Raw genomic sequence first — 26,039 nt, forward strand, 5'->3', positions numbered from 1 at the left:
CGAGTCGATCGGTGCGAAGACGGTGAACTCGCCACCGTTGAGGGTGTCGACCAGGTTGACGTCCGGGTTGAGCTGGCCGGAGACTGCCGCGGTCAAGGTGGTGAGCAACGGATTGTTGGATGCCGCTGTGGCAACCGGATCCTGGGCCATTCCGCTGACCGATCCGGCGCCGCTCGGCACTGCAGCTGCGTAGTCGGCACAACCTGCACCGACCAGATCAGAAGCGGGCTCTGCCATCGCGCTGCTGGGAGACATGCTCGATCCCATGGCAGAAGACGTCATGGCGGCGCTGGACGTGTCGGTCGACGAATCGTTGTCGTCCGAGGAGCAACCGACCACGCCGAAGACGGCGAAAGAGGCTGCTGCGGTGACTGCCAGAACTCGAGTAGAGGTGTTCATGGGTCTGCCTTCCTGAAGGGATGTGCTGAGGTGCACTGTCAGAAGGCATTCGGAGGCGGGCGTCGGTCGGATGGGTCGTGTCGGGAATTCTTTTCGACGGTGTCCCGTCCACACGCATTTTCGACGGTGTCCCGTCCACACGCAAAAGCCCCCGAAAACTCTCGGGGGCTTAGTGCGCTCTACCTACGTGTATCAGGAAGCTATGCGGGTGGTGCGACGGTGGCGCGCGTGTAGTTCACGTTCGGTTTCCGACATTCCTCCCCAGATGCCGTACGGCTCGGCGACGGTCAGCGCGTGGCTGCGGCACTGCATCAGGACCGGGCACTGACGGCACATCTCTTTTGCGCGGGTTTCGCGCTGGGCACGTGCTCTACCGCGTTCGCCATCGGGATGGAAGAACATGGAGGAGTCGACTCCGCGGCACAGACCGTGCATCTGCCAGTCCCAGATGTCTGCGTTGGGGCCTGGAAGGTGATTCGGTGCAGGCATGTTGACTCCTTACTGCAAGCTCGCGTTGATCAACGAGCGGACCAAGTTGCCCGGAGGTTATCCGGGCCTTCTGAATCGTTCACGCTTGCTAACCGTAAGGGTGCTGAGTAAATCGCGTCAATAGGCTCGTTCAGTGGCGATCGGCATATATCGAAATGCGAGAGTTAACGAAGTATATATTTACATTTCGGGCCCCTCGTGCGTTGTTCTGCGCCGATGTCGAAATTGGGTCGATCGAGGTGGCGGCCGGCAAGCCTGGCTGCTCGAGATGCGAAACCCACAGATCAGGGATATGTTCGAGGCTGATCGCCCGGCGAAACCACTCAGTCATTCGGCTCGGTTTGCGTCATTTGTCCGATATTGCGTGGGCGGGGTTGCGCTCCATTTCGGGACTTAGTGCCCAATTTTCAACTAGGACATCCGTCCAATAAGTAATGCGCAGTTAACGTCACGGATATATGCCCGTTAAATATCATTACGAGTACATTTGGCAAATCTCAGTTGAATATCTGATTAACTCCGACAAACTTGCCTTTTCGTGTTTCGTGCGACTTTTGGCATCGTTGGTGTGACGCCGGTCGTGCGAATGTCTGCTCGTGCTGCTGCGATGATCAACCTGTGTCGACACCTGCGCGCCCTCAATCACCTGTGCCCAACGAAACAACTGCACTTCCAGGGTCCCTCGAGTCTGCCGCGTTCGGTGCGGATCCGGATCTCGCCCGCCTCCCGGCGCCTTGCTCTACCCGAGATTGGTGGACAACGGCAGTAGTGCTGGGTGGTCAGGGCCACTACGCAAGAGCGCGGGCTGCATTGGATGTCCTCGATCGGCTCACGGCCGGGTTCTCGACGCACTCGGATCGAGTTCTTGCCTCTCTGTCTGCCAGCACGAGGGCGTCGTTTCTTCGCCAGAGCGGACGCCATGCACTCGCGTCCACGTGGGACGGGCGCGCACTGGCGATCGTCGGCGGCCTGCCAGGTGATCCAGAGGCTGCCTGTGACGCTCTGACCGGTCTGGCCGCAGACGCCCTCGGCTGTGGCAGGCTCCCGCTCGGCTGGCGCCTGCTGGCGCAATGTCGGGCGCGTCTGGATGTCGAGGGCGGGCTGTGGCGGCAGGAAATTCGGATCGAATGGGTCTCCGCAGAATTGGCGTTGGCGGGAGGCGACTTCGCTCGTGCCCGCAGACACGCAGAACGCGCCGTCGAATTGTCAGCGGAATCGGAGTCTGTGCGGCACCGCGTGAAGTCGGATCTGCTGCGTAGCGCCGCGCTGACCGGAACAGACGCGAGCGCAGCCGTGAAGATGGCAGCAGATGTGTTCGCGCGGTGCCGGCAATACGGCCTGCTGCCCCTGGCCTGGGCGTCGTCTCTGTTGATCGAAGGTGTCAGCGGTGAGAGAACCTCACCGAGTGCCCGGGAGATCGGCGATCTGATTGCGATGCGTGGTGGATCACTCCTACCTTTGTCGTAACCACTCCACCGAAGTCTCCGGAGAACATTCCAGAAGGAGCTGTATCGATATCGCGACTGCTGGGCAGGTATGCGGAGACCAGTCGGTCCGGATGGTTACTCTTAGAGGGTTCCGCTGAGAGCGGGAGCACACCCGCTCGGGAGGTGCCACTGTAACGCCAGGATTTTCGCTGACGATGACAAATACGAGCGATGAGTTGGACACCGCGGTCGCCGCTGCTGCGCAGGGCGACCGTACAGCTCTAGCTTTGGTTCTGGAGAACATCCGACCGATGGTGGTGCGCTACTGCCGCGGTCGAGTGGGTGCGGCCGAGAGAGGACACCTGTCCGCTGACGACGTCGCACAGGAAGTCTGTCTGGCCGTGATGACCGCGCTGCCGCGATATCAGGACCAGGGACGCCCGTTCATGGCCTTTGTGTACGGAATTGCCGCTCACAAGGTTGCGGACGCACATCGAAGCTCCGCCCGTAACAAGTCGGAGCCCGTTTCCGAAGTACCGGATGTAATAGCACTGGATGATGGTCCCGAACAGCGAGCTCTCGATTCGGAGTCCAGCAGACAGATGCACGAACTTCTCGGCACACTTCCGGAGAAGCATCGAGAAATCTTGATACTTCGCCTGGTGGTCGGGATGTCGGCCGAGGAAACGGCCGTCGCCGTCGGTAGTACCGCCGGAGCTGTACGAGTCGCTCAGCACAGAGCGATCGCGAAACTGAAAAAAGAAGTGACGAAAGCAGGTGAGAGCTTTGGCTAGAGACGAGGGGCATGACGCTTCGAATCTCGGTGATCTCGCCGACGACGGTACGCCAGTGGATTTGGCTGCGGTTCGGCGTGACGATGCGCTGATCGAATCCATTTCGAATGGTGGGCCGGTAGCAACCGATAGCACCGAACAGTACGAACTTGCGTTGATCCTCTCGCAATGGCGTGACGATGTCGTTGCGACTCCGATGCCCGAGGGTCCGTTGTTGGACGATGTCATCGCTGCAATCACAGCGACGCCGTCCGGCTTCTCCGATCGTCAGCGTTCACGTTCCCGTTCTCGATTGCGTGTGGTTCGTCCGATCGCCGCCGCTGCAGCTGTTGCAGCAGTGGTCTTCGGTGGCGCGACGGCGATGGCGTACGACGCCCAGCCCGGCGATGCCCTGTGGGGTGTCAAGCAGGTCGTCTTCGCCGACGAGGCCAACTCGACAGTTGCGAAGATCGACACGACTTCCGAGCTGGAAAAGGCCGAGCGGCTGTTGGCTGCCGGAGACATTCCTGCGGCAAAGATGGTGCTGGACAACGCAGCTCACCGTGCCGATGCGGTCAAGGACTCGCAGGACAAGACCGACCTCGTCGAGCGTTGGGGCAAGTTGATGACGCAGGTCCAGGAGACCACGTCACCTGTAGCGCCGCCGCCGACGAGTGGTCAGCCGGCCGGCCCGACCACTTCGATCACGGCAATTCCGGGCTCCTCGGTCAAACCGCTCAATCCTCAGGGACCTGGCGAACCGACAAGTTCGACCAAACCAGATCCGGGAGTGCAGCTGCAGTTGCCGCCGACGTCGGCTTCCTCGACGCCTCCGACCTCGTTGCCGACGACAACCACGACGACAACGACCACCACCACGACGACGACGTCTCTGGCGCCTGCCTCGTCGCCGTCCGGTGATTTCTCGTCACCGCCGCCCTGAGACCCGCTCTGATCGGCATCGTTCCGATCTGAATTCATACGAAAGTGGCCGACAAGCAATTGCTTGTCGGCCACTTTCGTATGAGCTTGGGTGAGGTTTCGCTCAGCTGTCGAAACCGTCGCCGTGCATTGCCTCGTTCATCGACGCGTCGGCGTATCCACGGCAGTAGTCCCACGTGACATATGCCTCAGGCATCGGGTCGTAGGCAGGCTCGTGAGGGCGGACGGTTCCGTCCACGAGCAGCTGCAGCAGGTTTGCGCGCAGCATGTCCCAGTCGTGGTAATGATCCTGTTGGCAGTCCTCGCAGCAGACTACGAGACCGCGGATACCGCGGTGAGCGAGGAGTGCCTCGTAAACAGCGAGGTCAGCGAGATCCTCCTCGACCGCTTGGCGTTCGTGGGGGTCGAGTGGTTGGCCCGGCTCGATGGCATCGAGAGCCGCGGAGGGGTCAGCTGGGTCGCCGGCGAAGGGATCTGGCGGCAGACCGGGGGGCAGTTGATCACGCACAGCACCACGGTACGCAGGTCAGGGGGGTCAGCGCCACTTGTTACGCGTACACGCAGCGTGGGTGGGATGGTTCGGACCTTTGAGTGAGCCGATACCATGGTGTGCAACGCCGGGAAAAGGTGCCAGGAATTTCTTTCCGTGCAGGCGCCTTCTATCCGATATCCAGCTTTCGTAATCCGTTTCGAGGCGGCTGCTACAGCGGTCGCCCTGGGCGAATCTAGGTCCATGGAGGGTCCTGACCGCATGAGTAGTTCTGCAGGACATGTACACACCGGAGGAGACGACCCCAACAAGGTCGCGATGCTGGGACTGACATACGACGACGTGCTGCTGTTGCCTGCTGCGTCCGACGTCATCCCGAGCCAGGTCGACACGTCCAGTCAACTGACCCGCGACATCCGTCTGCGGATTCCGTTGGTCAGTTCTGCGATGGACACCGTCACCGAGTCGCGCATGGCAATTGCGATGGCACGCGCCGGCGGCATGGGTGTTCTGCACCGCAACTCGTCGGTTGAGGTCCAGGCAGGACAGGTCGAGACGGTCAAGCGTTCCGAGGCCGGCATGGTGACCGATCCCGTCACGTGTAAGCCGACCGACACGATGGGTGAGGTCGATGCGAAGTGCGCTCGTTTCCGCATCTCGGGTCTGCCTGTCACCGACGACGCCGGCCAGCTGGTTGGCATCGTCACCAACCGGGACATGCGTTTCGAGGTCGACCAGAACCGCCCGGTCGCGGAGATCATGACCAAGATGCCCCTGATCACCGCTCAGGAAGGCGTCACCGCTGACGTGGCACTGGGTCTTCTTCGTCGGCACAAGATCGAGAAGCTGCCGATCGTCGACGGCAACGGCAAGCTCACCGGTCTGATCACGGTCAAGGACTTCGTCAAGACCGAGCAGCATCCCGACGCCACCAAGGACCGTGACGGTCGACTGCTCGTCGGCGCTGCAGTCGGTGCCGGCGATGACGCCTTCCAGCGCGCGATGGCGCTCACCGATGCCGGTGTGGACGTACTCGTGGTGGACAGTGCGCACGGGCATTCGTCCAACGTTCTCGACATGATCGCCAAGCTCAAGCGTGAACTGGGCGAGCGGGTTCAGATCATCGGTGGCAACGTCGCTACGCGCGCGGGTGCTCTGGCACTGGTCGAAGCCGGCGTCGACGCCGTCAAGGTCGGAGTCGGCCCTGGTTCCATCTGCACCACCCGCGTCATCGCCGGTGTCGGTGCCCCTCAGGTCACGGCCATCCTGGAAGCGGTTGCCGCGTGCAAGCCTCTCGGTGTGCCCGTCATCGCCGACGGTGGACTCCAGTTCTCCGGTGACATTGCGAAGGCTCTTGCCGCAGGTGCGTCGACGGCCATGCTGGGTTCACTCCTGGCCGGTACCGCTGAATCGCCCGGCGAACTGATTCTGGTCGGCGGCAAGCAGTTCAAGAGCTACCGCGGAATGGGTTCGCTCGGCGCGATGCAGTCGCGTGGCGAGGCCAAGTCGTACTCCAAGGACCGGTACTTCCAGGACGACGTACTTTCCGAGGACAAGTTGGTTCCGGAAGGCATCGAAGGACGTGTTCCGTTCCGTGGCCCGCTCTCGCAGGTGACGCACCAGCTCACCGGTGGTCTGCGCGCTGCCATGGGATACACGGGGTCGGCGACGATCGAGCACCTGCAGAACGCTCAGTTCGTCCAGATCACGGCGGCCGGTTTGAAGGAAAGCCATCCGCACGACATCACGATGACTGTCGAAGCACCCAACTACACCGCTCGTTAGCAACCAGTACACGAGAAAGGGGCGCGCGTGCGCGACCTCGTTGAGATCGGCATGGGTCGAACGGCCCGACGTACCTACGAGTTGGACGATGTGAACATCGTTCCCTCCCGGCGAACTCGTTCGTCGAAGGAGGTGTCGACTGCTTGGCAGCTCGACGCTTACAGGTTCGACATTCCTGTCCTCGCACATCCCACCGACGCGTTGGTCTCGCCGACTTTCGCGATCGAGTTGGGTAAGCGCGGCGGCCTCGGTGTCATCAACGGTGAAGGCCTGTGGGGCCGTCACCCCGATGTCGAGGAGAAGCTCCGGCGTCTCGTCGAGATCGCCGAGAAGGACGGTGGCGTCGACGCGGCCATCCGCTACCTGCAGGAGCTGCATGCGGCTCCGCTGCAGGCCGGTCTTCTGGCAGCTGCGGTGGCGCAGGTCCGTGATTCGGGGGTCACCACTGCCGTTCGCGTCAGCCCGCAGAATGCGCGCGCACTGACGCCGGAGCTGATCAAGGCGGGAATCGACCTCCTGGTCGTCCACGGCACGATCATCTCGGCCGAGCACGTCGTGCACACCGAGCAGGAACCGCTCAACCTCAAGACGTTCATCTCGGAACTCGACGTTCCGGTTGTCGCGGGTGGGGTCAGTGACCACCGCACCGCGCTGCACCTGATGCGTACCGGCGCTGCCGGTGTCATCGTCGGGTACGGGTCTACCGAGGGTGCAACCACCACCGGTGAGGTCCTGGGCATCGGCGTTCCGATGGCCACGGCCATTGCCGATGCTGCAGCAGCCAGGCGCGACTACCTCGACGAGACGGGTGGACGCTACGTCCACGTCATCGCCGACGGTGACATCGCAACTTCGGGTGATCTGGCGAAGGCCATCGCCTGCGGTGCCGACGCTGCCGTTCTGGGCACGCCGCTGGCCGTGTCCGCCGAGGCGCCGGGTGGTGGCTGGTACTGGCCGTCCGCTGCGGCTCATCCTTCGGTTCCGCGTGGAGCACTTCTTCCGGTTTCCTATGGTGAGCGTCCGAGTCTGGACCAGGTTCTGAGCGGCCCTTCGGACGATCCGTACGGTTCGCTGAACTTCGTCGGTGGTCTCCGTCGGTCGATGGCGAAGGCCGGATACTCCGATCTCAAGGAGTTCCAGAAGGTCGGGCTGACAGTCCGCGCGTAGTTTGTACCTTTCTGTGGCCCCGGTTCTTCGTGAACCGGGGCCACAGTTCGTTGTGCAGGACTTTCTTCCGTTCCTGATACTTGCGGTTACGCTTATGGGGCCCCTTGTGGTGGTAGTCACAAGGGATAGGTGCATACTGGCGGGTAACTACGGTTCACGGTGGAGGTGTCCTGATGGGCAAGCAACGGGCAACGGACTACGACGTACTGATCGTCGGATCCGGGTTCGGCGGAAGCGTGAGCGCGCTTCGTCTCGTGGAGAAGGGCTACAAGGTCGGCGTCATCGAAGCCGGCCGACGGTATGCCGACGAAGATTTCGCGAAGACCAGTTGGGATCTCAAGAAGTTCCTCTGGGCTCCGAAGCTGGGGTGCTTCGGCATTCAGCGCGTGCACCTGTTGCGCGACTGCCTCATTCTCGCGGGCGCAGGCGTCGGCGGCGGGTCGTTGAACTACGCCAACACGCTGTACCAGCCGCCGGAGCCGTTCTTCCAGGACAAGCAGTGGGCGCACATCACTGACTGGCGAAGCGAGCTCACCCCGTACTACGAGCAGGCTCAGAAGATGCTCGGCGTCGTGCAGAATCCGCACATGACGCCCGCTGACGAGATCATGAAGTCCGTCGCCGACGACATGGGCGTCGGCGACACGTTCATCCAGACCCCTGTCGGCGTCTACTTCGGTGAGCCGGGCAAGAAAGCGAAGGACCCGTACTTCGGCGGCGTCGGACCCGAGCGCACCGGTTGCATCGAGTGTGGCGAGTGCATGACGGGCTGCCGTCACGGAGCGAAGAACACGCTCCTCAAGAACTATCTGGGCCTTGCCGAGACAGCCGGCGCCGAGATCATTCCGATGACCACCGTGTCCGGGCTTCGTGAGGCTCGCGACGGTTCGTGGGACGTGTTCACCGAGCGAACCGGTGCATTCGGACGAAAGAACCGCCGCACCTACACGGCTGCGAACGTCATTCTCGCGGCCGGAACGTGGGGCACTCAGCATCTGCTCTTCGACATGAAGGACACCGGAGCGCTGCCCAAGCTCTCCGACAAGCTCGGCGAGCTGACTCGAACGAACTCCGAATCCATTGTCGGCGCAGGCAAGTACAAGGTCGATCCCGCACTCGACCTGACCCGCGGAGTGGCGATCACCTCGTCGTTCCACCCGAGCAGCGACACCCACATCGAGCCGGTCCGCTACGGCAAGGGATCGAACGCGATGGGCCTGTTGCAGACCTTGATGACGGACGGCGGCGGCAAGACGCCCCGATGGATCAAGTTCCTCGGTGTGGTTGCGAAGAATCCGTACCAGATGTTGCGCATGTTGACGGTCAAGGACTGGAGTGAGCGCACGATCATCGCGTTGGTCATGCAGAACCTCGACAACTCCATCACCACGTACACGAAGAAGGGCCTGTTCGGTCGACGCAAGGTCACCAGCAAGCAGGGCCACGGTCAGCCGAACCCGACGTGGATCCCGGAGGGCAACGAGGCGACGCGTCGAGTTGCCGAGAAGATCGACGGCGTCGCGGGCGGCACGTGGGGCGAGATCTTCAACGTTCCACTGACGGCGCACTTCCTCGGCGGTTGCGCTATCGCGTCGGATTCCGATCACGGCGTCATCGATCCGTACCACCGCGTGTACGGCTACCCGACGCTCAGCGTCGTCGACGGCGCAGCGGTCTCGGCCAACCTCGGCGTGAATCCGTCGCTGACCATTGCCGCTCAGGCCGAGCGCTCGGCCTCGCTGTGGCCGAACAAGGGGGAGACCGACCTGCGTCCCGCCCAGGGCAGCGGCTACGAGCGTTTGGCTCCGATTGCACCCAAGTCGCCTGTGGTGCCGGCGTCGGCTCCGGCCGCGCTGGTCCTGCCGATCGTGAAGATCACCGGAGGCAAGACAGCTACCGCTGTTCCGGCGGAGCCGGCAGCCGGATAGTTCGCCGCGAACGAAGATGGGGCGTGTCGTCGAGGATTCGACGACACGCCCCATCTCTGTTTCAGAGTGTCAGCCTCCTAGCGACCCGAACAGAGTGCCGAGGTCGAGGCTGCCCGTCCCGCCTCCGGGCCCGCCGTCCGTATCGCCGGGGACGGTCAGGGTCTGCGGCGCGGATGCGGAGGCCGTGTAGCCCGAAGCGCCCACGAATTCGGCGGTGACACTGTAGGTCCCGGAGTTGTAGAAGGTGGCCGGTACCGTTGCGACACCGTTGACCACGTCGACCGGTCCACCGATGAGGGTGTCACCGACCTTGAACTGGACCTTGCCCGTGGCGCCGGACGGATCGACCGTTGCCTTGAGCGTCACCGGGGTGTTCTTCTGAACAGTTCCGACAGCGTCGAGAACCGTGGTTGTCTCGACGTCGGCCGGAGCCGGCGTCGTCACACTGACCGGGAATGCCGGGGCAGCGGACGGCGCGAATCCTGGTGAGCCCGTGAACTTCGCGACAACCTTGTGCGTTCCGGTCGAGGTGAAGGTGTACGGAGCGACGGCAACTCCGTCGGTTCCGACCGGAGCACTGACCGTTTCGGTGCCGTCGACGATGAAGTCGACGGTGCCGCCGGTACCCTGCGGATCGACCTTGGCAGTCAGGTTGACGTCCTGTCCGACCTTCGCGGTCGACGGCGACACCGTGGCGGTAGTGGTCACGGCGTCCGGCGGTGCATCGGTCGTGACGGTCACGATCTTGGCCGACGCCGACGTCGACGCCAGGAACCCGGGGGCTCCGCTGTAGCTCGCGGTGATGGAGTGCGGTCCGTCCTCGGTGAAGGTCGGGGAGATGCTGGCCGACCCTCCGGTTACCGGCACGGCGTCCTCGAGTGGGTTGTCGCCGTCGAAGAACTGGACGGTTCCACCGTTTGCGCCGCCGCTCACGTTGGCTGACAGGGTGACGGGAGTTCCGTTCTTGGCGTTGGCCGGTCCGACGACTGTGGTGGTGGTTGCCTTGTCCGCCTCGATGATCCGCGTCGTGGCGAGGGGGCCTGCGCCGCTGTTGAGCGGACCGTTCTCGGCGTCACGCGGGGTGCATCGCGTGGGTGCCCAGGCGGTGATGACCAGGGTGGCCTTGGGGAGGAACGTGAGGAAGTTACGATCGTTGTTCCACGCTCCCGCGCTGCCGCCGGTGCGTACCTTCATCGCGACGTCCCCTGAATCGCCGGCCTTGAGAACTGCCTTGACCTGGGGGAGCTGGAACTGCGTGTAGCCGTCGGCATTGTTGGAACCGTCGACGTTCTTGCCGGTCGCCTTGACAACGATGCCGCCCTCGGAGTTGATGCTCGAGCTGGGGCTGTTTCCGATGACCTGGTTGTTTCCGGAGAGGCGCAGAATCGTTCCGTTGGGATCGACGTTGCCGTTCTCGTTGACGCGCAGGATGTTCGGCGCGACACCGCTGAGCCCCGCCGAGGTGCCGGGGACGATGGTGGCTTCCACCAGGGTGGCGTTCGCAGGAACGTCGACGTCGACCTTGATGCGGGAGACGTTCTGGACGGTCGCCCCGGAAGCGGAGCCGGGAAAGGCGATGGGGCCGGGTTGGATGGTGACCTCGAAGGTCTCACCGGCGCCGATGGATTCCGGTGCGTCGACGATGACCGAGCCGGACTGTGACTGCGTGGTCGGACCGGCGACAGCGGACGGGGTTGCCAGGCAACTCGTGCCGAAGGTTGTTGTCACGGGGGCCGCTGATGCGGGGATTCCCGCGAGGATGACGCCACTGGCGAGTGCCGTGGCGGCGATCGGCGCCGCGATGCGACGTCTGGAGTACACGAACATGGATTCTCCTGAGCTGGGTACGGGAGTGGTGTCCAAAGCTGATGTGGGGGACTAGCTTCCGAAGAGCGGGATGAGGCCGCTGAGCGAACCGGTGTCCACGCTTCCGGTGCCGCCGCCGTCGGTCGGTGCGGTGCCGACCTGCACGACCGTCGGGCCGGAGACGGAGTTCTTCCAACCGGCGTCGCCGACGAAGTTGGCAGTGAGGCCGAACGTTCCCTCGTCGTCGAAGGTGTGCGTGAGTGTCGCGACGCCGTTGACGACGGCAACGGGTGCGCCGATGGGCGTCGTGCCGGACTTGAACTGGATCATTCCGTTTGCTGTTCCGGGTGCGACGGTGGCCTTGAGCTGCAATGCCTTTCCGACCTGAGCCGAGCCGCTGACGGTCAGAGACGTCGTGGTGTCGGCGCGGGCGGGTACGGGATCGGTGACGTTCACAGTGAACGACGTGGACGTGGAGCCGATGAATCCGGTTCCGCCGGAGAACTCTGCCGTCACGGCTGCAGCGCCCGCTGATGCGAAGGTGTGCGGGAGGATCGCGACGCCGTCACCCGTGCCGACCGGTGCGGTACCGACCTCGGCGCCGTCGACCTTGAACGTCACGGTTCCGCTGCTCGGGATGGGGGAGACGGTGGCCGAGAGGTTGGTCGGTTCACCGACAACAGCGGTGAGTGGTTCGACAACGGTGGTCGTGGTTCCCCAGTCGGGATCGCTGACGTCGAGTTGGGTTGCGGTGGAGACGGAATCGCCGTAGCCGGCCTCGCCGGTGAACACTGCGGTGAAGCTGTGGGTGCCCGAAGCGTCGTAGCTGCGGGTCAGGGAAGCCGTCCCGTTGACTACAGCCACCGGTGCGCCGAGGTTGGTCTCGCCGTCTTTGAACTGCACCGTGCCCACGGCGTTTGCCGGTGTGACGACAGCGCTCACGGTGATGCTGTCACCTACCAGCGCGGCGTTCGGGGCCGAGATCGTGGTGGTGGTGTCCGCGGAGACGTCGACGGTCTGGACTCCGGAGGTCGAGCTGTGGAATCCCGGACCGGCGTTGTACGCGGCGGTGATGTCGTGGGCGCCGACGCTGTCGAAAGTGTGGGAGAGGGTGGCGCTACCGCCCGAAACCGGGACCGGTGAGCCGATGTCGTTGCCGCCGTCCTTGAACTGGACGGTGCCGCTCGCGTCGGACGGCGCAACTGTCGCGGTCAGGTCGACCGGCGTGCCGACCTTCGCCGTTGCCGGTGCAACCAGTGTGGTTCCGGTGGCGACAGACGGGTCGACTACCTGGACGTTGACGTTGATCGGGTTGAGACCCTGCTGTGTGCTGAAGGCGTTGACGTCGAAGAGCATGCCGCTGTCGTACGTCCCGAATGCTGTGCCGACGGGGACCGTGTAGGTCGCTTCCAGTGTGACGGGTTGGTTCTTCTTGACGACGAATCCACCGACCAGGAAGGTGCAGCCGCTCGAGCACTTCGCGGAAACTCCGCCGTCTGATTCGTTGCTGATCGTGGCCCGGTTGGTCACACCCAGGTAGGTGGCCTTGGCGCTGCCCGGCACGAGGACGAATCCTGCGGGCGGGATGTCACGGATCTTTGCGATCGACCGTTCGATGCCGCTTTCGTTGTGCTTGATCTCGGTCTTGTACGTGACGGTGTCGCCTGGGTGAACTGCCGCGTTCCCGATGACACTCTTGGTGAAGATCAGGTTGTCGGTCGTGCCGGTGAAAGTGGTCGGCGGGGCTTCGTCAGCGGTGGCCGGCGTGCCGAGGACTAGAAGTCCGGCGGCAGCCGTCACAGCCGCGACAGGTATGGCGAGTCGTCGTATGAATCGACGCACAGGTCCTCCTCGAGGTGAGCGCCGTTCGGCGGCGCCGGCCGTTTGCGATCGTGATCCTGATCACTTGACGGGCGAGATTACCTTTACTGGACGTTTGGTTCAGGCGAATCGGTCAAACGTCCAGAAAATTCACCCTTCGTCCATTTCGGGCTCTGGCCTGCGATGATGCTGCCGAATTGATTGCCGAAGCTAAGGTGCGGGTGATTGGGGCGCCGTTGACCTGGACGGTGGTCTAGATCCGCGCGAGGTCGCCGCGCAGTTCTGAGGGGCGGCCTTTGTAGTGACGTACCTCGCGCTCGCTCGGCCGAGTAGCGGGCTGAGTCCATGCATGCGCAGAAGCGCTGGCTGCGGCGATTAGACTGCACCTGTGGCAGATATCGAGCAGCAGAGACCAGTTCTTGTCGTCGACTTCGGGGCGCAGTACGCGCAGTTGATCGCACGGCGAGTTCGCGAAGCCAAGGTCTACTCGGAGGTGATTCCGCACACCACGACCGTCGAGGAGATCGTGGCCAAGAACCCCTTGGCTGTTGTGCTCTCGGGTGGGCCCTCGAGTGTCTACGCAGACGGTGCTCCCAAGCTTGATCCCGCACTGTTCGATCACGACATTCCGGTTTTCGGAATCTGCTACGGATTCCAGGCAATGGCAGGCGCCCTGGGCGGCACCGTCGCCGAGACCGGTACCCGCGAATACGGCCGTACCGACATCGCGGTATCCGGCGGATTGCTCCACGACGGTCTTCCCTCGACGCAGCCGGTGTGGATGAGCCACGGTGACGCCGTCACCGAAGCGCCTTCCGGCTTCGAGGTGACCGCGACCAGCGACGGTGCTCCCGTCGCGGCGTTCGAGGACCGCGCCCGCAAGCTCGCCGGTGTGCAGTACCACCCTGAGGTTCTGCATTCCCCGCACGGTCAGCAGGTCCTGAGCCGCTTCCTGCACGAGATTGCCGGTATTCCGGCAGCGTGGACGGCGTCGAACATCGCCGATGCGCTGATCGAGCAGGTTCGCGAGCAGGTCGGAGACGGACACGCCATCTGCGGTCTGTCCGGAGGCGTCGACTCCGCTGTCGCTGCGGCTTTGGTTCAGCGCGCAATCGGCGACCGGTTGACATGCGTCTTCGTCGATCACGGTTTGATGCGAGCCGGTGAGCGCACGCAGGTCGAGCAGGATTTTGTCGCGGCAACCGGCGCTCGTCTGATCACCGTGGATGCCGCGGACACCTTCATCGGTGAGCTGGCAGGCGTCACCGATCCCGAGACCAAGCGCAAGATCATCGGCCGCGAGTTCATCCGCAGCTTCGAAGGCGCAGTCAGTGATGTTCTGGGCGAGAACGCATCTCATGGTGCGACCGTCGACTTCCTCGTCCAGGGCACGCTCTACCCGGACGTCGTGGAGTCGGGCGGCGGCACGGGAACTGCAAACATCAAGAGCCACCACAATGTCGGCGGGCTGCCGGAAGACCTGCAGTTCAAGTTGGTCGAACCGTTGCGTCTGCTGTTCAAGGACGAGGTCCGTGCAGTGGGCCGCGAACTCGGCCTGCCGGAAGAGATCGTCGGACGCCAGCCGTTCCCCGGTCCCGGACTCGGTATCCGCATCATCGGTGAGGTCACCCGCGATCGCCTCGAGATCCTGCGTCAGGCAGATTCCATTGCGCGCGAAGAGCTTACGTCTGCAGGCTTGGACGGAACTATCTGGCAGTGCCCGGTAGTTCTCCTCGCCGACGTCCGAAGCGTGGGCGTGCAGGGTGACGGACGGACGTACGGTCATCCGATCGTGCTGCGTCCGGTCTCGAGTGAAGACGCGATGACCGCGGACTGGACGCGTCTGCCGTACGAGACCCTCGAGCGCATCTCGACTCGAATCACCAACGAGGTTGCGGACGTGAACCGCGTAGTCCTCGACGTGACGAGCAAGCCACCGGGAACTATCGAGTGGGAGTAAAAACAACTGTGCGCCTTTATTAACCCCCCGCGGTTAATAAAGGCGCACAGCAGTTTTACTTCCGGTTGCGCCGATTCGGCAGAATCACCAGCAGTAGTCCTGCCACGACGGCGGCACCGACGAACAGCCAACGGAATTGAATGTTCGCTGCCGGCGCCAGAGAGAACGGCCCGACCAACGCCCACACGCTGACCAGTAGTGCGGCCAGTCCGGCGATCAGCAGAAGTGCCGAGGGGCGCTTGGATTCTCGGGTCTCGTCGTGCTCTGTGGTCTCGTCGTAGTCGCTCATGATTGCGTCACCTTCAGACTGCCGAACGTAGCTTTGGCGTTGATGGTCAGTGTGGGCGAATCCGGTGTCACATCACGGCCCGGGTGTATTCCGCCGTCGAGGCAACCGGATCCGTCACCCATGACGACGGTGCAGCTGTTCTTGACGTTGACGGTTGGTGGCACCATGACGACGAACTCACCGAACGACGCCGCGACGTCGATGGTCTTGTCCTCGGTGAACTTGACCCCGTTGAGGTCGAGAGTGAACCTTCCGAAGGCTCCCGAGTACGACGGCTCCAACTCGGAAGCGGTTGCCGGAGTCCATCTTTGCTCACCCGAGGCGTCGAAATCGATCGGGTAGACCAACGAGGCGAGAAGCACGAAACCCACGAGCGGTCCGGTGACGACCAGCAGGCCGTACCCCTTGCGGAAGAATGCCCCGAGGATCAGGCCGAGCGCGATGACGGCGAGTCCGACAGCACCGACTCGGCCGGGAGTGAACCACTCGTTGCCGGTTGCCGCGCCCGCTGCCCCGGTGACGGCGGCGACGATGATCGCGAGTCCGAGCACTGTCAGCGTCCATCGCGAGCGACGCTTACGTGGTGGCAAAGGCAGCAGCGGCGTGGCTTTGACTGCCGGGTCCGGGAGATCCCAGGCGAACGGAGCGACGCCGAGCGGATCCCAGGAGGGCGGTGTGATGGCGGCCTCGCCGATCACCTCGGTCGGATTGGCGGCGGCTGAAGCGCTCGGGTCCTTCGACAGGTTGATCGTCGGATGATCGGCCTGAGATTGCGGTGACTGTTCGGCCGGCCGTTCCTCGGGCACGTAGCTGTCGGGGAGTTTTGTGTACGGCGTGTACACGGGCGGCTGATTGGGTGCGAAGTATCCGGGAGTGAACGGCCCGGGCGTGAATCCCGTGCCTGGATACGCGGTACCCGCGCCGACGTACGGTGACGTGCTCTGTGGCAGTGCAGGCGGGACCGGCGCTCGTTGGTAGAGCAGCCACAGGCCTCCGACCATCAGAATCAGCCCGATCAGACCGGAACCACCCAGGCCGACGCCGACAGGCCCGACGGTCGTAGCCGCGATGGCGAGAGCCACCAACAAGACGATGGTCTTGGTACTGGAATCGGAGCTGTGTCCGCGGCCCATCAACGACTGTGCGGGGGACGATCCGTCACCGGCGCGGGCGAGCACCAACCACCCGGCGAGGTAGAGAAGGATGCCTGAGCCGCCGAAAATAGTGGAGGCCACAAACGCGACACGTACCAGAATGGGGTCGATGCCGTACCGGTATCCGATTCCGGCGCATACCCCGGCCACGTGACCTTGTGCCGGCAGACGCACGGGGCGGGTCCGCCACAGATCCTGGATCTGTTCTTGGAAAGTCGGATTGTTCATGAATCAATCCTGGCTTCCGGGGCGGCCTCCGCGCATCAGGGCCAACCCTGATCTTTGTGACGATCGGGGCCAGGGGCGCCGCCCTGATTCAGGGTTGGACCCTGATGTGACTGCGAGTGGTTCGTGCCAGTATCGACTATGTGCAATATCTGTCAGATCCGCCGTTCGTGAGCGGTCCCGCTCCCGGGTTCACGGGAGGCCCGCCCGTCAACGGGGTACCGGTGCATGCCGTACCCATGAAGAAGGGTGTGCCCATTCCAGGCGGTGTTCCATTGCGAAAGCTGGAGCGGCGCTCCGGCGGTCGCATCGTCGCCGGTGTTGCAGGCGGTATCGCCGATCATCTCGGGATCGACGTCCTGAAGGTTCGAGTCGCCTTCGCGATTCTGGCGGCGATGGCCGGATCCGGCATCGTGATTTACGGCGCCCTCTGGATCTTCACCTCAGCCGGCACGGACACCCAGAAGCCGTCCGCGGCCGAGCGGCAGCGGGCGTACGGATTGATCGCACTCGGATTGGGCGGCGCAGCCGCGTTGTCCTGGCTGTTCAGCGGCACAGCGGGTTCGGTGCTCGCACCGTTCTTCGTCGTCGCGATCGGTGCCGCTTTGGTGTGGCGCGAGTTCGACTCCGACGGTCCCCGGACCGTCATCGGCTTGCCGCAGCGGCCTACCGTTCTCACGTGGGCGCGGGTGGTCGGGGGAGCGACCTTGATCATCTTGGGTCTCGGCGTCGTCGTCCTCGCTCAGGTCGACCTCGAAGCACTGCGCTCGTCCCTGCTGGCCGTGGTGGTGACGCTGATCGGTGTCGGATTGTTGACGGTGCCGCTGTGGCTGCGGATGTGGCGGGCTCTCGGCGCCGAGCGTGCGGCCCGAATTCGCAACGACGAACGTGAAGAGATCGCCTCGCATCTGCACGACTCCGTACTTCAGACGTTGGCGCTGATTCAGAAGCAGTCCGACAATCCGCAAGAGGTGGCGCGCCTGGCCCGTGGTCAGGAACGCGAGCTGCGCAAGTGGTTGTTCAGCGGCGGGGATATCGACCACACGAGCCTGACCGAAGGTCTGAAGATCATCGCCGGTGAAGTGGAGGACCAGCATGGCGTCACGGTCCGCCCCGTCACGGTCGGCGACGTACAACTCGAAGGCGAAGGCGTCGAGAACGGTCTGCCCAAGGAAGCGTTCACCGCGCTCCTCGGTGCGACGCGTGAAGCTCTCGTGAACTCGGCAAAGCACTCGGGGGAGAAGGAAATCAATCTTTTCGCCGAGGTCGAGGGCGACCAGGTCAGTGTGTTCGTTCGTGATCGCGGAGTCGGATTCGACGTCAATGCGGTGCCGGAGGACCGTCAGGGTTTGGCCAAGTCGATTCGTGGTCGCATCGAGCGACGGGGTGGCCGCGTCGTGGTTCGATCCGACATCGGAAAGGGCACCGAGATCCGCGTGCACATGCCGCTCGGTGACTCTGCTCTAAAGTGGGACCAGACTGCTGACCGTGTCGACAACCCCGAGGAACAGCCCCAGTGACTTCGCTTGCGCCGCCCCCGTACCGCGTATTTCTTGTCGACGATCATGCAGTGTTCCGCTCCGGGGTGAGGGCGGAACTCTCGCGCGAGGCAGACATGGACGTAGTCGGTGAAGCCGGTGGCGTCGCTGAGGCGATCGCGGGTATCAACTCGACGAAACCGCATGTCGTTCTGCTCGATGTCCACATGCCTGACGGTGGTGGAGTGGCAGTTCTGCGCGGAATCGATTCCGGCCCGGTGTGCTTGGCGCTCAGCGTTTCCGATGCGGCCGAGGATGTGATCGCGGTGATCCGCGGCGGTGCGCGCGGGTACGTGACCAAGACGATCTCGGGATCCGAACTGGCCGAGGGTGTACGACGCGTTGCCGGTGGTGACGCAGTGTTCGGGCCTCGCCTGGCAGGCTTCGTACTGGACTCCTTCACCGGGCGTTCCAACGCACCCGAGCCGCAACTCGATCCGGAACTCGACTCGCTGACTCCGCGAGAACTCGAAGTGCTCAGATTGCTGGCACGTGGGTACACTTACCGTGAAATCGCCGAGGACCTGGTGATTTCCGTGAAGACGGTCGAGACTCACGCATCGAACGTCCTGCGAAAGACTCAGCAGTCCAATCGCAATGCGTTGACGCGTTGGGCACATCGTCGCCAGATCGACTGAATTCCCGCGCGCTCTTTCGCGATTGCGTGTGAAGGCGCACCATGGACCGATGACGGAACCACTGGCGCTCGCGTCGAAGCGTGGGCGTTGGGTTGTCGCCGCCACCGTTCTCGGCTCGAGCATGGCTCTCCTCGACGGCACCGTCGTCAACATTGCTCTTCCTCACATCGGTGAAGAACTGGGTTCCGGTGTCGCCGGACTGCAGTGGACGCTCAGCGGTTACACCTTGGCCTTGGCGTCGCTGATTCTGCTCGGGGGAGCCCTCGGTGATCGTTGGGGTCGGCGACGGGTATTCGTGTGGGGGACGGTCTGGTTCGCGGTCGCGTCGTTGCTCTGCGGAATTGCACCGGACATCACGTTTCTGGTGATTGCACGAATCCTGCAGGGAGTGGGAGCTGCGCTCTTGACACCTGGCAGCCTTGCCATCATCTCCGCGTCACTTCGTGAGGAGGACCGCGGCGCGGCAATCGGATTGTGGTCGGGTTTAGGTGGTGTTGCCGGCGCCATCGGACCGCTTTTCGGTGGTTGGCTGGTGGAAGTGGCGGGATGGCGATCGGTATTCCTGCTCAATATCCCGCTGGCGATCGTCGTGGTGTGGGCAGCGGTGCGCCATGTACCGGAGAGCCGCGACCCGCATCCGCCCGAGCACCTGGACGTGGTCGGATCTGCCTGCGCAGTAGTCGGTCTCGGCGCACTGACGTACGGGCTGATCGAGGTCAACCCGATAGTCGGGCTGATCGGAGTGATTGCGCTCTGCCTGTTCGTTGTGGTGGAACGACGCTCACCGAGTGCCCTTGTGCCGCCGTCCCTGTTCCGCTCGCGGATGTTCGTCGCGGCCAATCTGGTGACCCTTGCGGTCTATGCGGCGCTGGGCGGTGTGTTCTTCCTGCTCGTGCTGCAACTGCAATTGGTTGCCGGGTACTCGCCGGTGGCTGCCGGCGTCGCAACGGTACCGATCACCTTGGCATTGCTGCTGTTGTCTTCGCGCGCGGGCAGTTACGCGCAGACGCACGGACCGCGGTTGCCGATGACGGTCGGGCCCGCCGTTGCCGCGGTGGGGTTGGTGTTGATGACGCGGATCGGCCCGGATGCGTCGTACCTGACCGTCGTGCTGCCGGGAGTTCTGGTGTTCGGGCTCGGCCTGGCGGTGATGGTCGCGCCTTTGACCGCCGCGGTGCTTGGTTCGGTACCGGTGGAGCAGTCCGGAATCGCATCCGGTGTGAACAATGCCGTTGCTCGCACGAGCCAACTTCTTGCCGTCGCGGCCTTGCCTGCCCTCGTGGGTATCGACGCCGAAAGTCTGGTCGATCCGACGAGTTTCTCCGACGGGTTCCGGTACGCGATGTACATCTGTGTGGCACTGCTGTTGGTCGGTGCAGCGATCGCCGCGACGCTGATCCGAACTCCGACAGTAGAGCCTGTTCAGGAAGCGGATTCGGTTGCCTGCAAGCCGCATTGTGATCTGACGGGACCTGCAGTGCAACCGAATCCGATGAGGGACTAGACGCTGATGTCGCGATCGCGGCTGGGCACCAAGGGAATTGCTGCGGCGGGAAATGCCGCGACTATCGCGAAGGCGAGCGGGTAGCCGACCGCGCCGATCAGCGCACCGACCACCGGGCCCACTGCTGACGCGGCAATGAACTGCCCGGTGTTCTGTGCGCCCAATGCTTTTCCTTGCCATTTCGGCCCGGCAGCTTCGGCGACGGAAGTGAATGCCAAACCGTTGTCGGCGACGCTGATAGTGGTTGCCAGCAGCAGGATCAAGGCGGGAACGCCCCAAGGCGCTGCGCCGGCTGCCGCCATTGCCAACATGACCGCAGACGCGGAGACGGCAACCAACCGCAGCGGGCCTACTCTGCTTCCGGCGCGATCACTCCAGATGCCGACAACGATGCGTCCGAGTGCACCCACGAACTGGGAGATCCCGATCAGGAGCCCAGCGGGCGCAGCGTCCCATCCTTGCTCGCTGATCAGCCAGACCAGACCGAATGTCGAGAGGGTGAACTGCGGAAACACCAGCAGTGCCGAGACGACGTGAATGCGCCACAGGAACCAGTTCGAGCGATAAGGGTTGATCGTCTCGACCGGGATGTCTGTGGGCCGCGCCGCCGGCCGCGGGGGATTGATCAATGCGACGGCGCAGATCAGGGCGAGAACGCCGTTGAGAGCTACCGACAGTCCGACGGCCGAACCGATTCCTACGTTCGCAGCGAGAGTCGGGATGGTCAGCGACGCGATGGTCACGCCCAGGGGCTGTGACATCTGCCGGATTCCCATCGCGAGGCCGCGCCGATCCTTGGGAAACCAGCCGACCACAACACGTCCACTGGCAGCGTTGGTGCTCGCCGCAGCCATTCCGCCCAGCAGAAATGCGATCCCGAGGAGGGTGTAGTTGTCGGTGGTGGTCGCGGCCAGCGCGGCGATCGCCGTCAGGCCGAGCCCGATGGAGATGACCCATTTCTCGCCGAATCTGTCAGCCATCGCTCCCCACGCCACCAGCGTGAGAACCATGCCGAAAGTGGGTGCAGCGGCCAGAGTTCCGGCCTGCGTCAACGAGAGGCCGTGCTCGGAATGCAGAAGCGGGATCAAAAAGGCGGGGGTGCTGACGAAGACGGTGCCTGCGGCCTGGGCTGCGACGCCGATTCCGAGCATCGTCCACGCCTTCGGGGAGACGGCCGTCTTTTCCAGCCGCGACGCCTGCGTCATGGTGCCCTCCGATCTCTACGCTGTTCGACGATGCCGACGCTACTCGCGTGGTTTCACATGTTGAAACCAAAATCCCACTATTTGGTCGAACGCGGACGGTTCAGGGTGCGAAGTGCCCACCCCTTTTCGAGCGAACGGTACGACGATCGCCTTGGGTGCGCCGAAAGGTACGTTCGCTCGGGAAGGGGTCAGCGACGGGGCAGGCGAACCGTGAAGACCGTGCGACCATCCACCTGGTCGACGCCGATGGTGCCGCCGTGCAAGTGCACGTTCTCGACGGCGAGCGAGAGCCCGAGTCCGCTGCCCTCGCTGCGTCCGCGCGCGGTGTCGACCTTGTAGAACCGCCGAAAAATCGCCTGCCGGTCTTCGGGTGAGATGCCGGGGCCGTGGTCGACGACGGTGATGACGGAGAAACCGGATTCGACGCTCAACTCGACGCGAACCGGAGGCGCTCCGTGGCGCAGTGCATTGCCGACGAGGTTGGCGACGACAATGTCGATTCGACGCGAATCCACTCTGGCGCTGACACTTTCGGGTGCGCGCAGTTCGACGGTGTCTGTCCATCCGCGGCTCTCGAGTGTGCGCTCGGTCAATTCGACGAGGTCGACGTCGTCGAGGACGAGGTGCGCTTGCTGAGAGTCGTGGCGAGACATTTCGATGAGGTCTTCGACAAGCCGAGTGAGCTTGCCGATCTCACTGCTCACGATGCGCGCGGCAGCGGCGGCGTCGGGCGGAAGATTGGGGATCTCTTCACGGAGGATCTCACTGACCGGCACCAGTGCTGCGAGCGGCGTCCGGAGCTCGTGGGAGACGTCTGCGACAAACCTTCTCGACTGCTCTTCCGATTCTTCCAGACCTCGGATGACCGCTTCGTTGCGAGCGACCATGTTGTTGAACGTTGTTGTGACCTGGGCGAGTTCGGCTACTCCGTCTTCGGGGAGTCGGACGCTGAGGTCGCCGTCGGCAGCGCGGGCGGCCGCCTTGTCCAGGCGTTTGAGCGGACGGACAAGCGTCGACGCGATCCACAGCCCGAGTAGTCCGCTCACCAACACACCGGCGGCGAGGGTGAGGCCGACAGCTCGAAGCAGGTCGTCGAACTTGTCCTGCACTCCTACCAGCGGCCGGATGGTGACGGCTTTGACCAATGTCTCGTTGTCGTAGCTGTCGCCCGCGCTCATGTCCACGACATTGACGGACATTCCCAACATGATGCGCTGGGAGTCGAGCCTCTCGAAACGGATCAGCTTCGGACTGTCCAAACCTTCGTCGAAGCTGGGCGGAATGGTCGCCGCATCCACGGATCCTTGACGGATGACTTCGCCGTCGACGATCAGCGTCATGTCGGACTGGAAGATCTGTTGGAGGTTGGCAGGCGTCAACTCCTCTACCGGTGTTCCGTTGACGTATTGCAGTTCGTCGCGAAATTGTGCGGTCGCGACATCCTGAGCGTTGGAATAGATCCACGACCGCGCCATGAACGAGACGACACCCGCGGTTGCCCCGGCGATGATCACGACGATTGCGATGAACACGAGCACGAGCCTGGTTCGCAGACCGTCGACCTGAAGCCAGGTCGGTCTCATCGGGCTGGGCTGGTGTTGAAGCGATACCCGAACCCGCGCACCGTTTCGATGACGGTCGGTGCGGCCGGGTCGTCCTCGATCTTTCCGCGCAGCCGCTGCACTGCTGCATCGACGATTCTGGAATCACCCAGATACTCCTGGTCCCAGGCTGCGGACAACAACTGTCGGCGGCTCAGGACCTGTCCGGGGTTCTCGGTCAGCGCCAGGATCAGTCGGAGTTCGGTCGGGGTGAGGGTCAGCAGCATCCCGGCCTTGCGGACCTGCAGCGACGACCGATCCAATTCCAGGTCGCCGAACGTCTCTGCACCCGGCGTCGCATCCGGGCGCGTCGTTGCCGGTGCCGAGCGCCGCACGACGGCTTTGATACGAGCGTCGAGGACGCGCGGACTGGCCGGTTTGACGACGTAGTCGTCGGCACCGGCTTCCAGGCCGGCGACGGTGTCGATGTCGTCGGATCGAGCGGTCAGAATGATGATCGGGATCGAACTTCGGGTGCGGATACGTCGGCAGATCTCGTAACCGTCGGCACCCGGCAGCCCGAGGTCGAGCAGGACGAGGTCCGTGGCACCCAGGGCGTCGTCGAAATCACCGTTACCGTCGGGGCGATGGCTGACGTTGTGCCCGAGTCGGTTCAGTCCCAACGTGATTGCCTCGGCCACGGCTGGATCGTCTTCTATGAAAAGAATGCTCACCATGAGCTCACCTTGGACTCGCCATGATCAGGGGCCTTCTGCGGTCGGAGAAATCTCGGTCAGCCAAGGGTACAGGGGTCACACTCGCGAGAGTCGCTCGTTGCCTGAGTCTGCCAGCACCGCATGCCGGGCGACGCTGGTGTTCAACGGAAATGCCGACACAGCGAGGGTGTAGCAGCCGACGAGCAGTAGTGCACCGATCACGTCGCTCGGGCGGTGCCATTGCAGCACGACTACCGAGATCGCGGTTCCGATGGTGATCAGCGCACCGTTGACCGCAACGACCGCCCGCCACCTCGAGGGCGTGACGATCACGATCGCGCAGACCAGAGCAGCTATGGCCGTCAAAGTGCCGCTGGGGAAGGAATTGTGCATCACCAGACCGTTCAGGTCCGGTCGATCCAGCGATTGTTTGAGAACCCAGGCTGTCGTGATGGGGCCGAGGGTCACGACGACGACGCGTAAAGCTAGCGCAATCGGGTTGTTGCGCAATGTGATCATGAGCGCCACGAGCACTCCTCCCACTATCAGTATCGGGGTGACGAGGCCGATGAACTCGGCGGAGAACACGCTGAGGCGTTCGGAGGTGGCCGCGCCCACCATGAGTTGTTGGTCGACGATCTGACCACCGGTCGTGTTGACCGCCAATTCGAATTCGACGACTCCGAGGATCAAGACTGCCAGTGCGGCAATCAGTCTCGCTGGTTTGACTCGTGTCATGATCAGCCTTCCGCTCTCTCGTCCGAGGGGTTGCTCAGTTGTGGCGGGCATTCCCCGCCAGGAGTGGTTGCCAATTCGAAATGCCACATCTCGTTGGCGTAGGTCTGGCAGAGGCCGTAATCGCTGCCGTGCTGAATGAGCCAGTCGTCGGCGTCGGTCGGTCCGATGTCGACGGCCTGTCCACTGACATGCTTGGACAGGCTCGGCGAGTGCACCCACTTGGACGCTTCGTCCACGCTGCCGTACTTGACGACGGCTTCGTCGAACAGTCGCTGTTGGTATGCCGCGGACCGCCAACCCGACGTGACGTGCATGTCCACGCCGGATGCCTGTGCGTCGGCCGCTGCCGACTGGAGCGCCGCGAGCAGTGCGGAATCGAGACGGGCAAGCGCGGGCACATGAGTGTCCTGCAAGCTGATGCCGTCCTCGATCTCGCCGCCTGAAGGTCCTGAATCAGGCTGAGTGGCAAGGTAGTTACCGCTCTTCGGTTGTGCTTCTTCTGTGTACGAGCAGGAGCTGAGCGCGACCGCACCGAGCACGACTGCACCGAGTGCGACGAAGCGGATGATTCCGCGGTGGCTGGGCATACAACAGAGACTTCTCGGTCAGTGTCACCGGCAGGTGGTCACCGTTCGTCGACGGTGTCACGGTCTGCAACAGCTCTGTAACAGGACGGAACGGGGCTGGTGAGCGCGCGCTACGCGGGGCGCGGGATCGACGCGAAAGTCGACAGCTCGAACCACGAAGGCAGGCTACGACGCAACGCAGTAGGCCCAGAAATGGTGACGTCACCGGACCGTATGGCGTCCGACCAGGTCAGGTTACCTCGCCAGATCTCGGTCATCTGTCGCAAGCCCGCAGAGACCGACACTGCAACGTCGAAACCCGGATCGATATCGCACATGTCCACCTCACCGGAATTGATGACGAGCCACCAGTTCCGCGAATGTCCACGTACTCCGGAGAATGCGAAGTGCACCACGGTCTTGCCTTCAGGCACCACGGAATGATCCACGCGGCGATGCATGTCCCACAGCAGCAGCTTCGGATCCAGATCTTCGTCGCCCAGTTCACCGATCCACCTGGTACCCCAGATGCCGAGAGCTTCGACCACAGGGCGCAGTTCGCGGCCGGCGTCGGTCAGACGATAGCTGACGACACAGTCGGTTTCTTCTCGCTCCACGATGCCGGCGACCGCGAGTTGGTGAAGCCGGGTCGAGAGCAGAGTCGGTGACATTCGCGGGAGCCCGCGGCGGAGATCGTTGAAATGTTCGCTTCCCATGATCAGTTCGCGGAGGAGAAGCAGTGTCCACCGCTCGTCGAGTAGCTCCATCGCCTTGGCGACGGGGCAGAACTGGTGGTACGAGGACCCCATCTCTCGATCGTAGGCCTCCGGGGTGCTCCGGTACAGATTTCGTACTGGAGAGGAGCGAACCGTCGTCGTAGCGTCGGAGTAACGGCATGAACGCTGTCGGGCTCCGAGTACGAAAATTATTGAAGGAGA

22 protein-coding genes and 1 pseudogene are annotated in these 26,039 nt (G+C 63.4%); 10 read left to right on the top strand and 13 right to left on the bottom strand.

Annotated features, from left to right (window positions below):
- Together ACYP01_RS06305 and ACYP01_RS06310 are read right to left on the bottom strand one after the other, a co-directional pair.
- Positions 1–399: pseudogene (locus ACYP01_RS06305) on the bottom strand (fasciclin domain-containing protein); the annotation flags it as partial.
- A 192-nt stretch (positions 400–591) separates the two neighbouring features.
- On the bottom strand, positions 592–888 hold the full coding sequence (locus ACYP01_RS06310) for a WhiB family transcriptional regulator (RefSeq protein WP_003940939.1): 297 nt from the start codon (positions 886–888) through the stop codon (positions 592–594).
- 768 nt (positions 889–1,656) lie between these two features.
- Here ACYP01_RS06310 and ACYP01_RS06315 point away from each other — a divergent pair.
- The 3 genes from ACYP01_RS06315 to ACYP01_RS06325 all read left to right on the top strand — a co-directional run bounded on the left by ACYP01_RS06315 (position 1,657) and on the right by ACYP01_RS06325 (position 4,031).
- Positions 1,657–2,355 carry a hypothetical protein gene (locus tag ACYP01_RS06315; RefSeq protein ID WP_372482290.1) on the top strand — a complete coding sequence of 233 codons (699 nt, stop codon included), beginning with the start codon at positions 1,657–1,659 and terminating at the stop codon, positions 2,353–2,355.
- A 175-nt stretch (positions 2,356–2,530) separates the two neighbouring features.
- The gene (locus tag ACYP01_RS06320; protein WP_003940953.1) at positions 2,531–3,109 is read left to right on the top strand and encodes a sigma-70 family RNA polymerase sigma factor; all 579 of its coding nucleotides are present in this window, start codon (positions 2,531–2,533) and stop codon (positions 3,107–3,109) included.
- On the top strand, positions 3,093–4,031 hold the full coding sequence (locus tag ACYP01_RS06325) for an anti-sigma-D factor RsdA (protein ID WP_230359675.1): 939 nt from the start codon (positions 3,093–3,095) through the stop codon (positions 4,029–4,031). The genes ACYP01_RS06320 and ACYP01_RS06325 overlap by 17 nt, the downstream gene beginning before the upstream one ends.
- A gap of 102 nt (positions 4,032–4,133) precedes the next feature.
- Here ACYP01_RS06325 and ACYP01_RS06330 read toward each other — a convergent pair whose 3' ends face one another.
- Positions 4,134–4,538, bottom strand: coding sequence for a DUF5319 domain-containing protein (locus tag ACYP01_RS06330; RefSeq protein ID WP_003940777.1), 405 nt, complete (start codon positions 4,536–4,538; stop codon positions 4,134–4,136).
- A 243-nt stretch (positions 4,539–4,781) separates the two neighbouring features.
- Between ACYP01_RS06330 and guaB the strand changes: the two genes are divergently transcribed.
- From guaB to ACYP01_RS06345, 3 genes are all read left to right on the top strand, one after another.
- Positions 4,782–6,305, top strand: coding sequence for an IMP dehydrogenase (guaB, locus tag ACYP01_RS06335; RefSeq protein ID WP_003940903.1), 1,524 nt, complete (start codon positions 4,782–4,784; stop codon positions 6,303–6,305).
- 27 nt (positions 6,306–6,332) lie between these two features.
- Positions 6,333–7,472, top strand: coding sequence for a GuaB3 family IMP dehydrogenase-related protein (locus tag ACYP01_RS06340; RefSeq protein ID WP_003940976.1), 1,140 nt, complete (start codon positions 6,333–6,335; stop codon positions 7,470–7,472).
- A 173-nt stretch (positions 7,473–7,645) separates the two neighbouring features.
- Entirely contained in the window at positions 7,646–9,400 is a 1,755-nt protein-coding gene (locus ACYP01_RS06345) for a GMC oxidoreductase (RefSeq protein WP_003940689.1), read from the top strand.
- Between the two features lie 69 nt (positions 9,401–9,469).
- Here the strand turns inward: ACYP01_RS06345 and ACYP01_RS06350 are convergent, their stop codons facing one another.
- Together ACYP01_RS06350 and ACYP01_RS06355 are read right to left on the bottom strand one after the other, a co-directional pair.
- A complete protein-coding gene (locus tag ACYP01_RS06350; RefSeq protein WP_003940813.1) occupies positions 9,470–11,227 on the bottom strand; it encodes an Ig-like domain-containing protein in 1,758 nt (585 codons plus the stop codon).
- Between the two features lie 51 nt (positions 11,228–11,278).
- Positions 11,279–13,048, bottom strand: coding sequence for an Ig-like domain-containing protein (locus tag ACYP01_RS06355; RefSeq protein ID WP_459678982.1), 1,770 nt, complete (start codon positions 13,046–13,048; stop codon positions 11,279–11,281).
- A gap of 367 nt (positions 13,049–13,415) precedes the next feature.
- Here ACYP01_RS06355 and guaA point away from each other — a divergent pair, with 367 nt between their 5' ends.
- Positions 13,416–14,987, top strand: a complete 1,572-nt coding sequence (gene guaA, locus ACYP01_RS06360) for a glutamine-hydrolyzing GMP synthase (RefSeq protein ID WP_007727510.1) — start codon at positions 13,416–13,418, stop codon at positions 14,985–14,987.
- 55 nt (positions 14,988–15,042) lie between these two features.
- On the opposite strand, the gene ACYP01_RS06365 is transcribed toward guaA, so the two are convergent.
- Both ACYP01_RS06365 and ACYP01_RS06370 read right to left on the bottom strand, forming a co-directional pair.
- Positions 15,043–15,276, bottom strand: a complete 234-nt coding sequence (locus ACYP01_RS06365; RefSeq protein WP_042926362.1) for a hypothetical protein — start codon at positions 15,274–15,276, stop codon at positions 15,043–15,045.
- A complete protein-coding gene (locus ACYP01_RS06370) occupies positions 15,273–16,658 on the bottom strand; it encodes a PspC domain-containing protein (protein WP_459678985.1) in 1,386 nt (461 codons plus the stop codon). Before ACYP01_RS06370 ends, ACYP01_RS06365 begins: the two co-directional genes overlap by 4 nt.
- Positions 16,659–16,894: 236 nt before the next feature.
- Between ACYP01_RS06370 and ACYP01_RS06375 the strand changes: the two genes are divergently transcribed.
- From ACYP01_RS06375 to ACYP01_RS06385, 3 genes are read left to right on the top strand one after another with little or no spacing between them, the layout of a single operon-like run.
- Positions 16,895–18,175 carry an ATP-binding protein gene (locus ACYP01_RS06375; protein ID WP_037125680.1) on the top strand — a complete coding sequence of 427 codons (1,281 nt, stop codon included), beginning with the start codon at positions 16,895–16,897 and terminating at the stop codon, positions 18,173–18,175.
- Positions 18,172–18,831 (top strand): response regulator, encoded by a 660-nt coding sequence (locus ACYP01_RS06380; RefSeq protein ID WP_003940972.1) that lies wholly within the window; start codon positions 18,172–18,174, stop codon positions 18,829–18,831. Before ACYP01_RS06375 ends, ACYP01_RS06380 begins: the two co-directional genes overlap by 4 nt.
- A 49-nt stretch (positions 18,832–18,880) precedes the next feature.
- Positions 18,881–20,335 carry an MFS transporter gene (locus ACYP01_RS06385; RefSeq protein WP_042449833.1) on the top strand — a complete coding sequence of 485 codons (1,455 nt, stop codon included), beginning with the start codon at positions 18,881–18,883 and terminating at the stop codon, positions 20,333–20,335.
- Here ACYP01_RS06385 and ACYP01_RS06390 read toward each other — a convergent pair.
- From ACYP01_RS06390 to ACYP01_RS06415, 6 genes are all read right to left on the bottom strand, one after another.
- A complete protein-coding gene (locus tag ACYP01_RS06390; protein ID WP_161120812.1) occupies positions 20,332–21,540 on the bottom strand; it encodes an MFS transporter in 1,209 nt (402 codons plus the stop codon). The genes ACYP01_RS06385 and ACYP01_RS06390 overlap by 4 nt on opposite strands.
- A 188-nt stretch (positions 21,541–21,728) precedes the next feature.
- Entirely contained in the window at positions 21,729–23,123 is a 1,395-nt protein-coding gene (locus ACYP01_RS06395; RefSeq protein ID WP_459678989.1) for a sensor histidine kinase, read from the bottom strand.
- Complete coding sequence (locus tag ACYP01_RS06400) at positions 23,120–23,818, bottom strand: response regulator transcription factor (RefSeq protein WP_003940940.1); 699 nt, start codon at positions 23,816–23,818, stop codon at positions 23,120–23,122. Before ACYP01_RS06400 ends, ACYP01_RS06395 begins: the two co-directional genes overlap by 4 nt.
- Positions 23,819–23,893: 75 nt before the next feature.
- Positions 23,894–24,535, bottom strand: coding sequence for a phosphatase PAP2 family protein (locus ACYP01_RS06405; protein ID WP_042449719.1), 642 nt, complete (start codon positions 24,533–24,535; stop codon positions 23,894–23,896).
- Positions 24,536–24,537: 2 nt separating this feature from the next.
- Entirely contained in the window at positions 24,538–25,122 is a 585-nt protein-coding gene (locus tag ACYP01_RS06410) for a M15 family metallopeptidase (RefSeq protein WP_003940687.1), read from the bottom strand.
- Positions 25,123–25,232: 110 nt separating this feature from the next.
- Positions 25,233–25,910, bottom strand: a complete 678-nt coding sequence (locus ACYP01_RS06415; RefSeq protein WP_003940889.1) for a winged helix-turn-helix transcriptional regulator — start codon at positions 25,908–25,910, stop codon at positions 25,233–25,235.
- Positions 25,911–26,039: the final 129 nt, after the last annotated feature.

The sequence above is a fragment of the Rhodococcus sp. no. 34 genome, from assembly GCF_054589475.1.

What these genes read in the sequence shown, in the direction of transcription:
- ACYP01_RS06310 (WP_003940939.1), bottom strand. Translation starts at nt 888, where the DNA reads ATGCCTGCACCGAATCACCTTCCAGGCCCCAACGCAGACATCTGGGAC.
- ACYP01_RS06320 (WP_003940953.1), top strand. Translation starts at nt 2,531, where the DNA reads ATGACAAATACGAGCGATGAGTTGGACACCGCGGTCGCCGCTGCTGCG.
- guaB (WP_003940903.1), top strand. Translation starts at nt 4,782, where the DNA reads ATGAGTAGTTCTGCAGGACATGTACACACCGGAGGAGACGACCCCAAC.
- ACYP01_RS06345 (WP_003940689.1), top strand. Translation starts at nt 7,646, where the DNA reads ATGGGCAAGCAACGGGCAACGGACTACGACGTACTGATCGTCGGATCC.
- ACYP01_RS06350 (WP_003940813.1), bottom strand. Translation starts at nt 11,227, where the DNA reads ATGTTCGTGTACTCCAGACGTCGCATCGCGGCGCCGATCGCCGCCACG.
- ACYP01_RS06365 (WP_042926362.1), bottom strand. Translation starts at nt 15,276, where the DNA reads ATGAGCGACTACGACGAGACCACAGAGCACGACGAGACCCGAGAATCC.
- ACYP01_RS06370 (WP_459678985.1), bottom strand. Translation starts at nt 16,658, where the DNA reads ATGAACAATCCGACTTTCCAAGAACAGATCCAGGATCTGTGGCGGACC.
- ACYP01_RS06375 (WP_037125680.1), top strand. Translation starts at nt 16,895, where the DNA reads ATGAAGAAGGGTGTGCCCATTCCAGGCGGTGTTCCATTGCGAAAGCTG.
- ACYP01_RS06385 (WP_042449833.1), top strand. Translation starts at nt 18,881, where the DNA reads ATGACGGAACCACTGGCGCTCGCGTCGAAGCGTGGGCGTTGGGTTGTC.
- ACYP01_RS06390 (WP_161120812.1), bottom strand. Translation starts at nt 21,540, where the DNA reads ATGACGCAGGCGTCGCGGCTGGAAAAGACGGCCGTCTCCCCGAAGGCG.
- ACYP01_RS06395 (WP_459678989.1), bottom strand. Translation starts at nt 23,123, where the DNA reads ATGAGACCGACCTGGCTTCAGGTCGACGGTCTGCGAACCAGGCTCGTG.
- ACYP01_RS06400 (WP_003940940.1), bottom strand. Translation starts at nt 23,818, where the DNA reads ATGGTGAGCATTCTTTTCATAGAAGACGATCCAGCCGTGGCCGAGGCA.
- ACYP01_RS06405 (WP_042449719.1), bottom strand. Translation starts at nt 24,535, where the DNA reads ATGACACGAGTCAAACCAGCGAGACTGATTGCCGCACTGGCAGTCTTG.
- ACYP01_RS06410 (WP_003940687.1), bottom strand. Translation starts at nt 25,122, where the DNA reads ATGCCCAGCCACCGCGGAATCATCCGCTTCGTCGCACTCGGTGCAGTC.
- ACYP01_RS06415 (WP_003940889.1), bottom strand. Translation starts at nt 25,910, where the DNA reads ATGGGGTCCTCGTACCACCAGTTCTGCCCCGTCGCCAAGGCGATGGAG.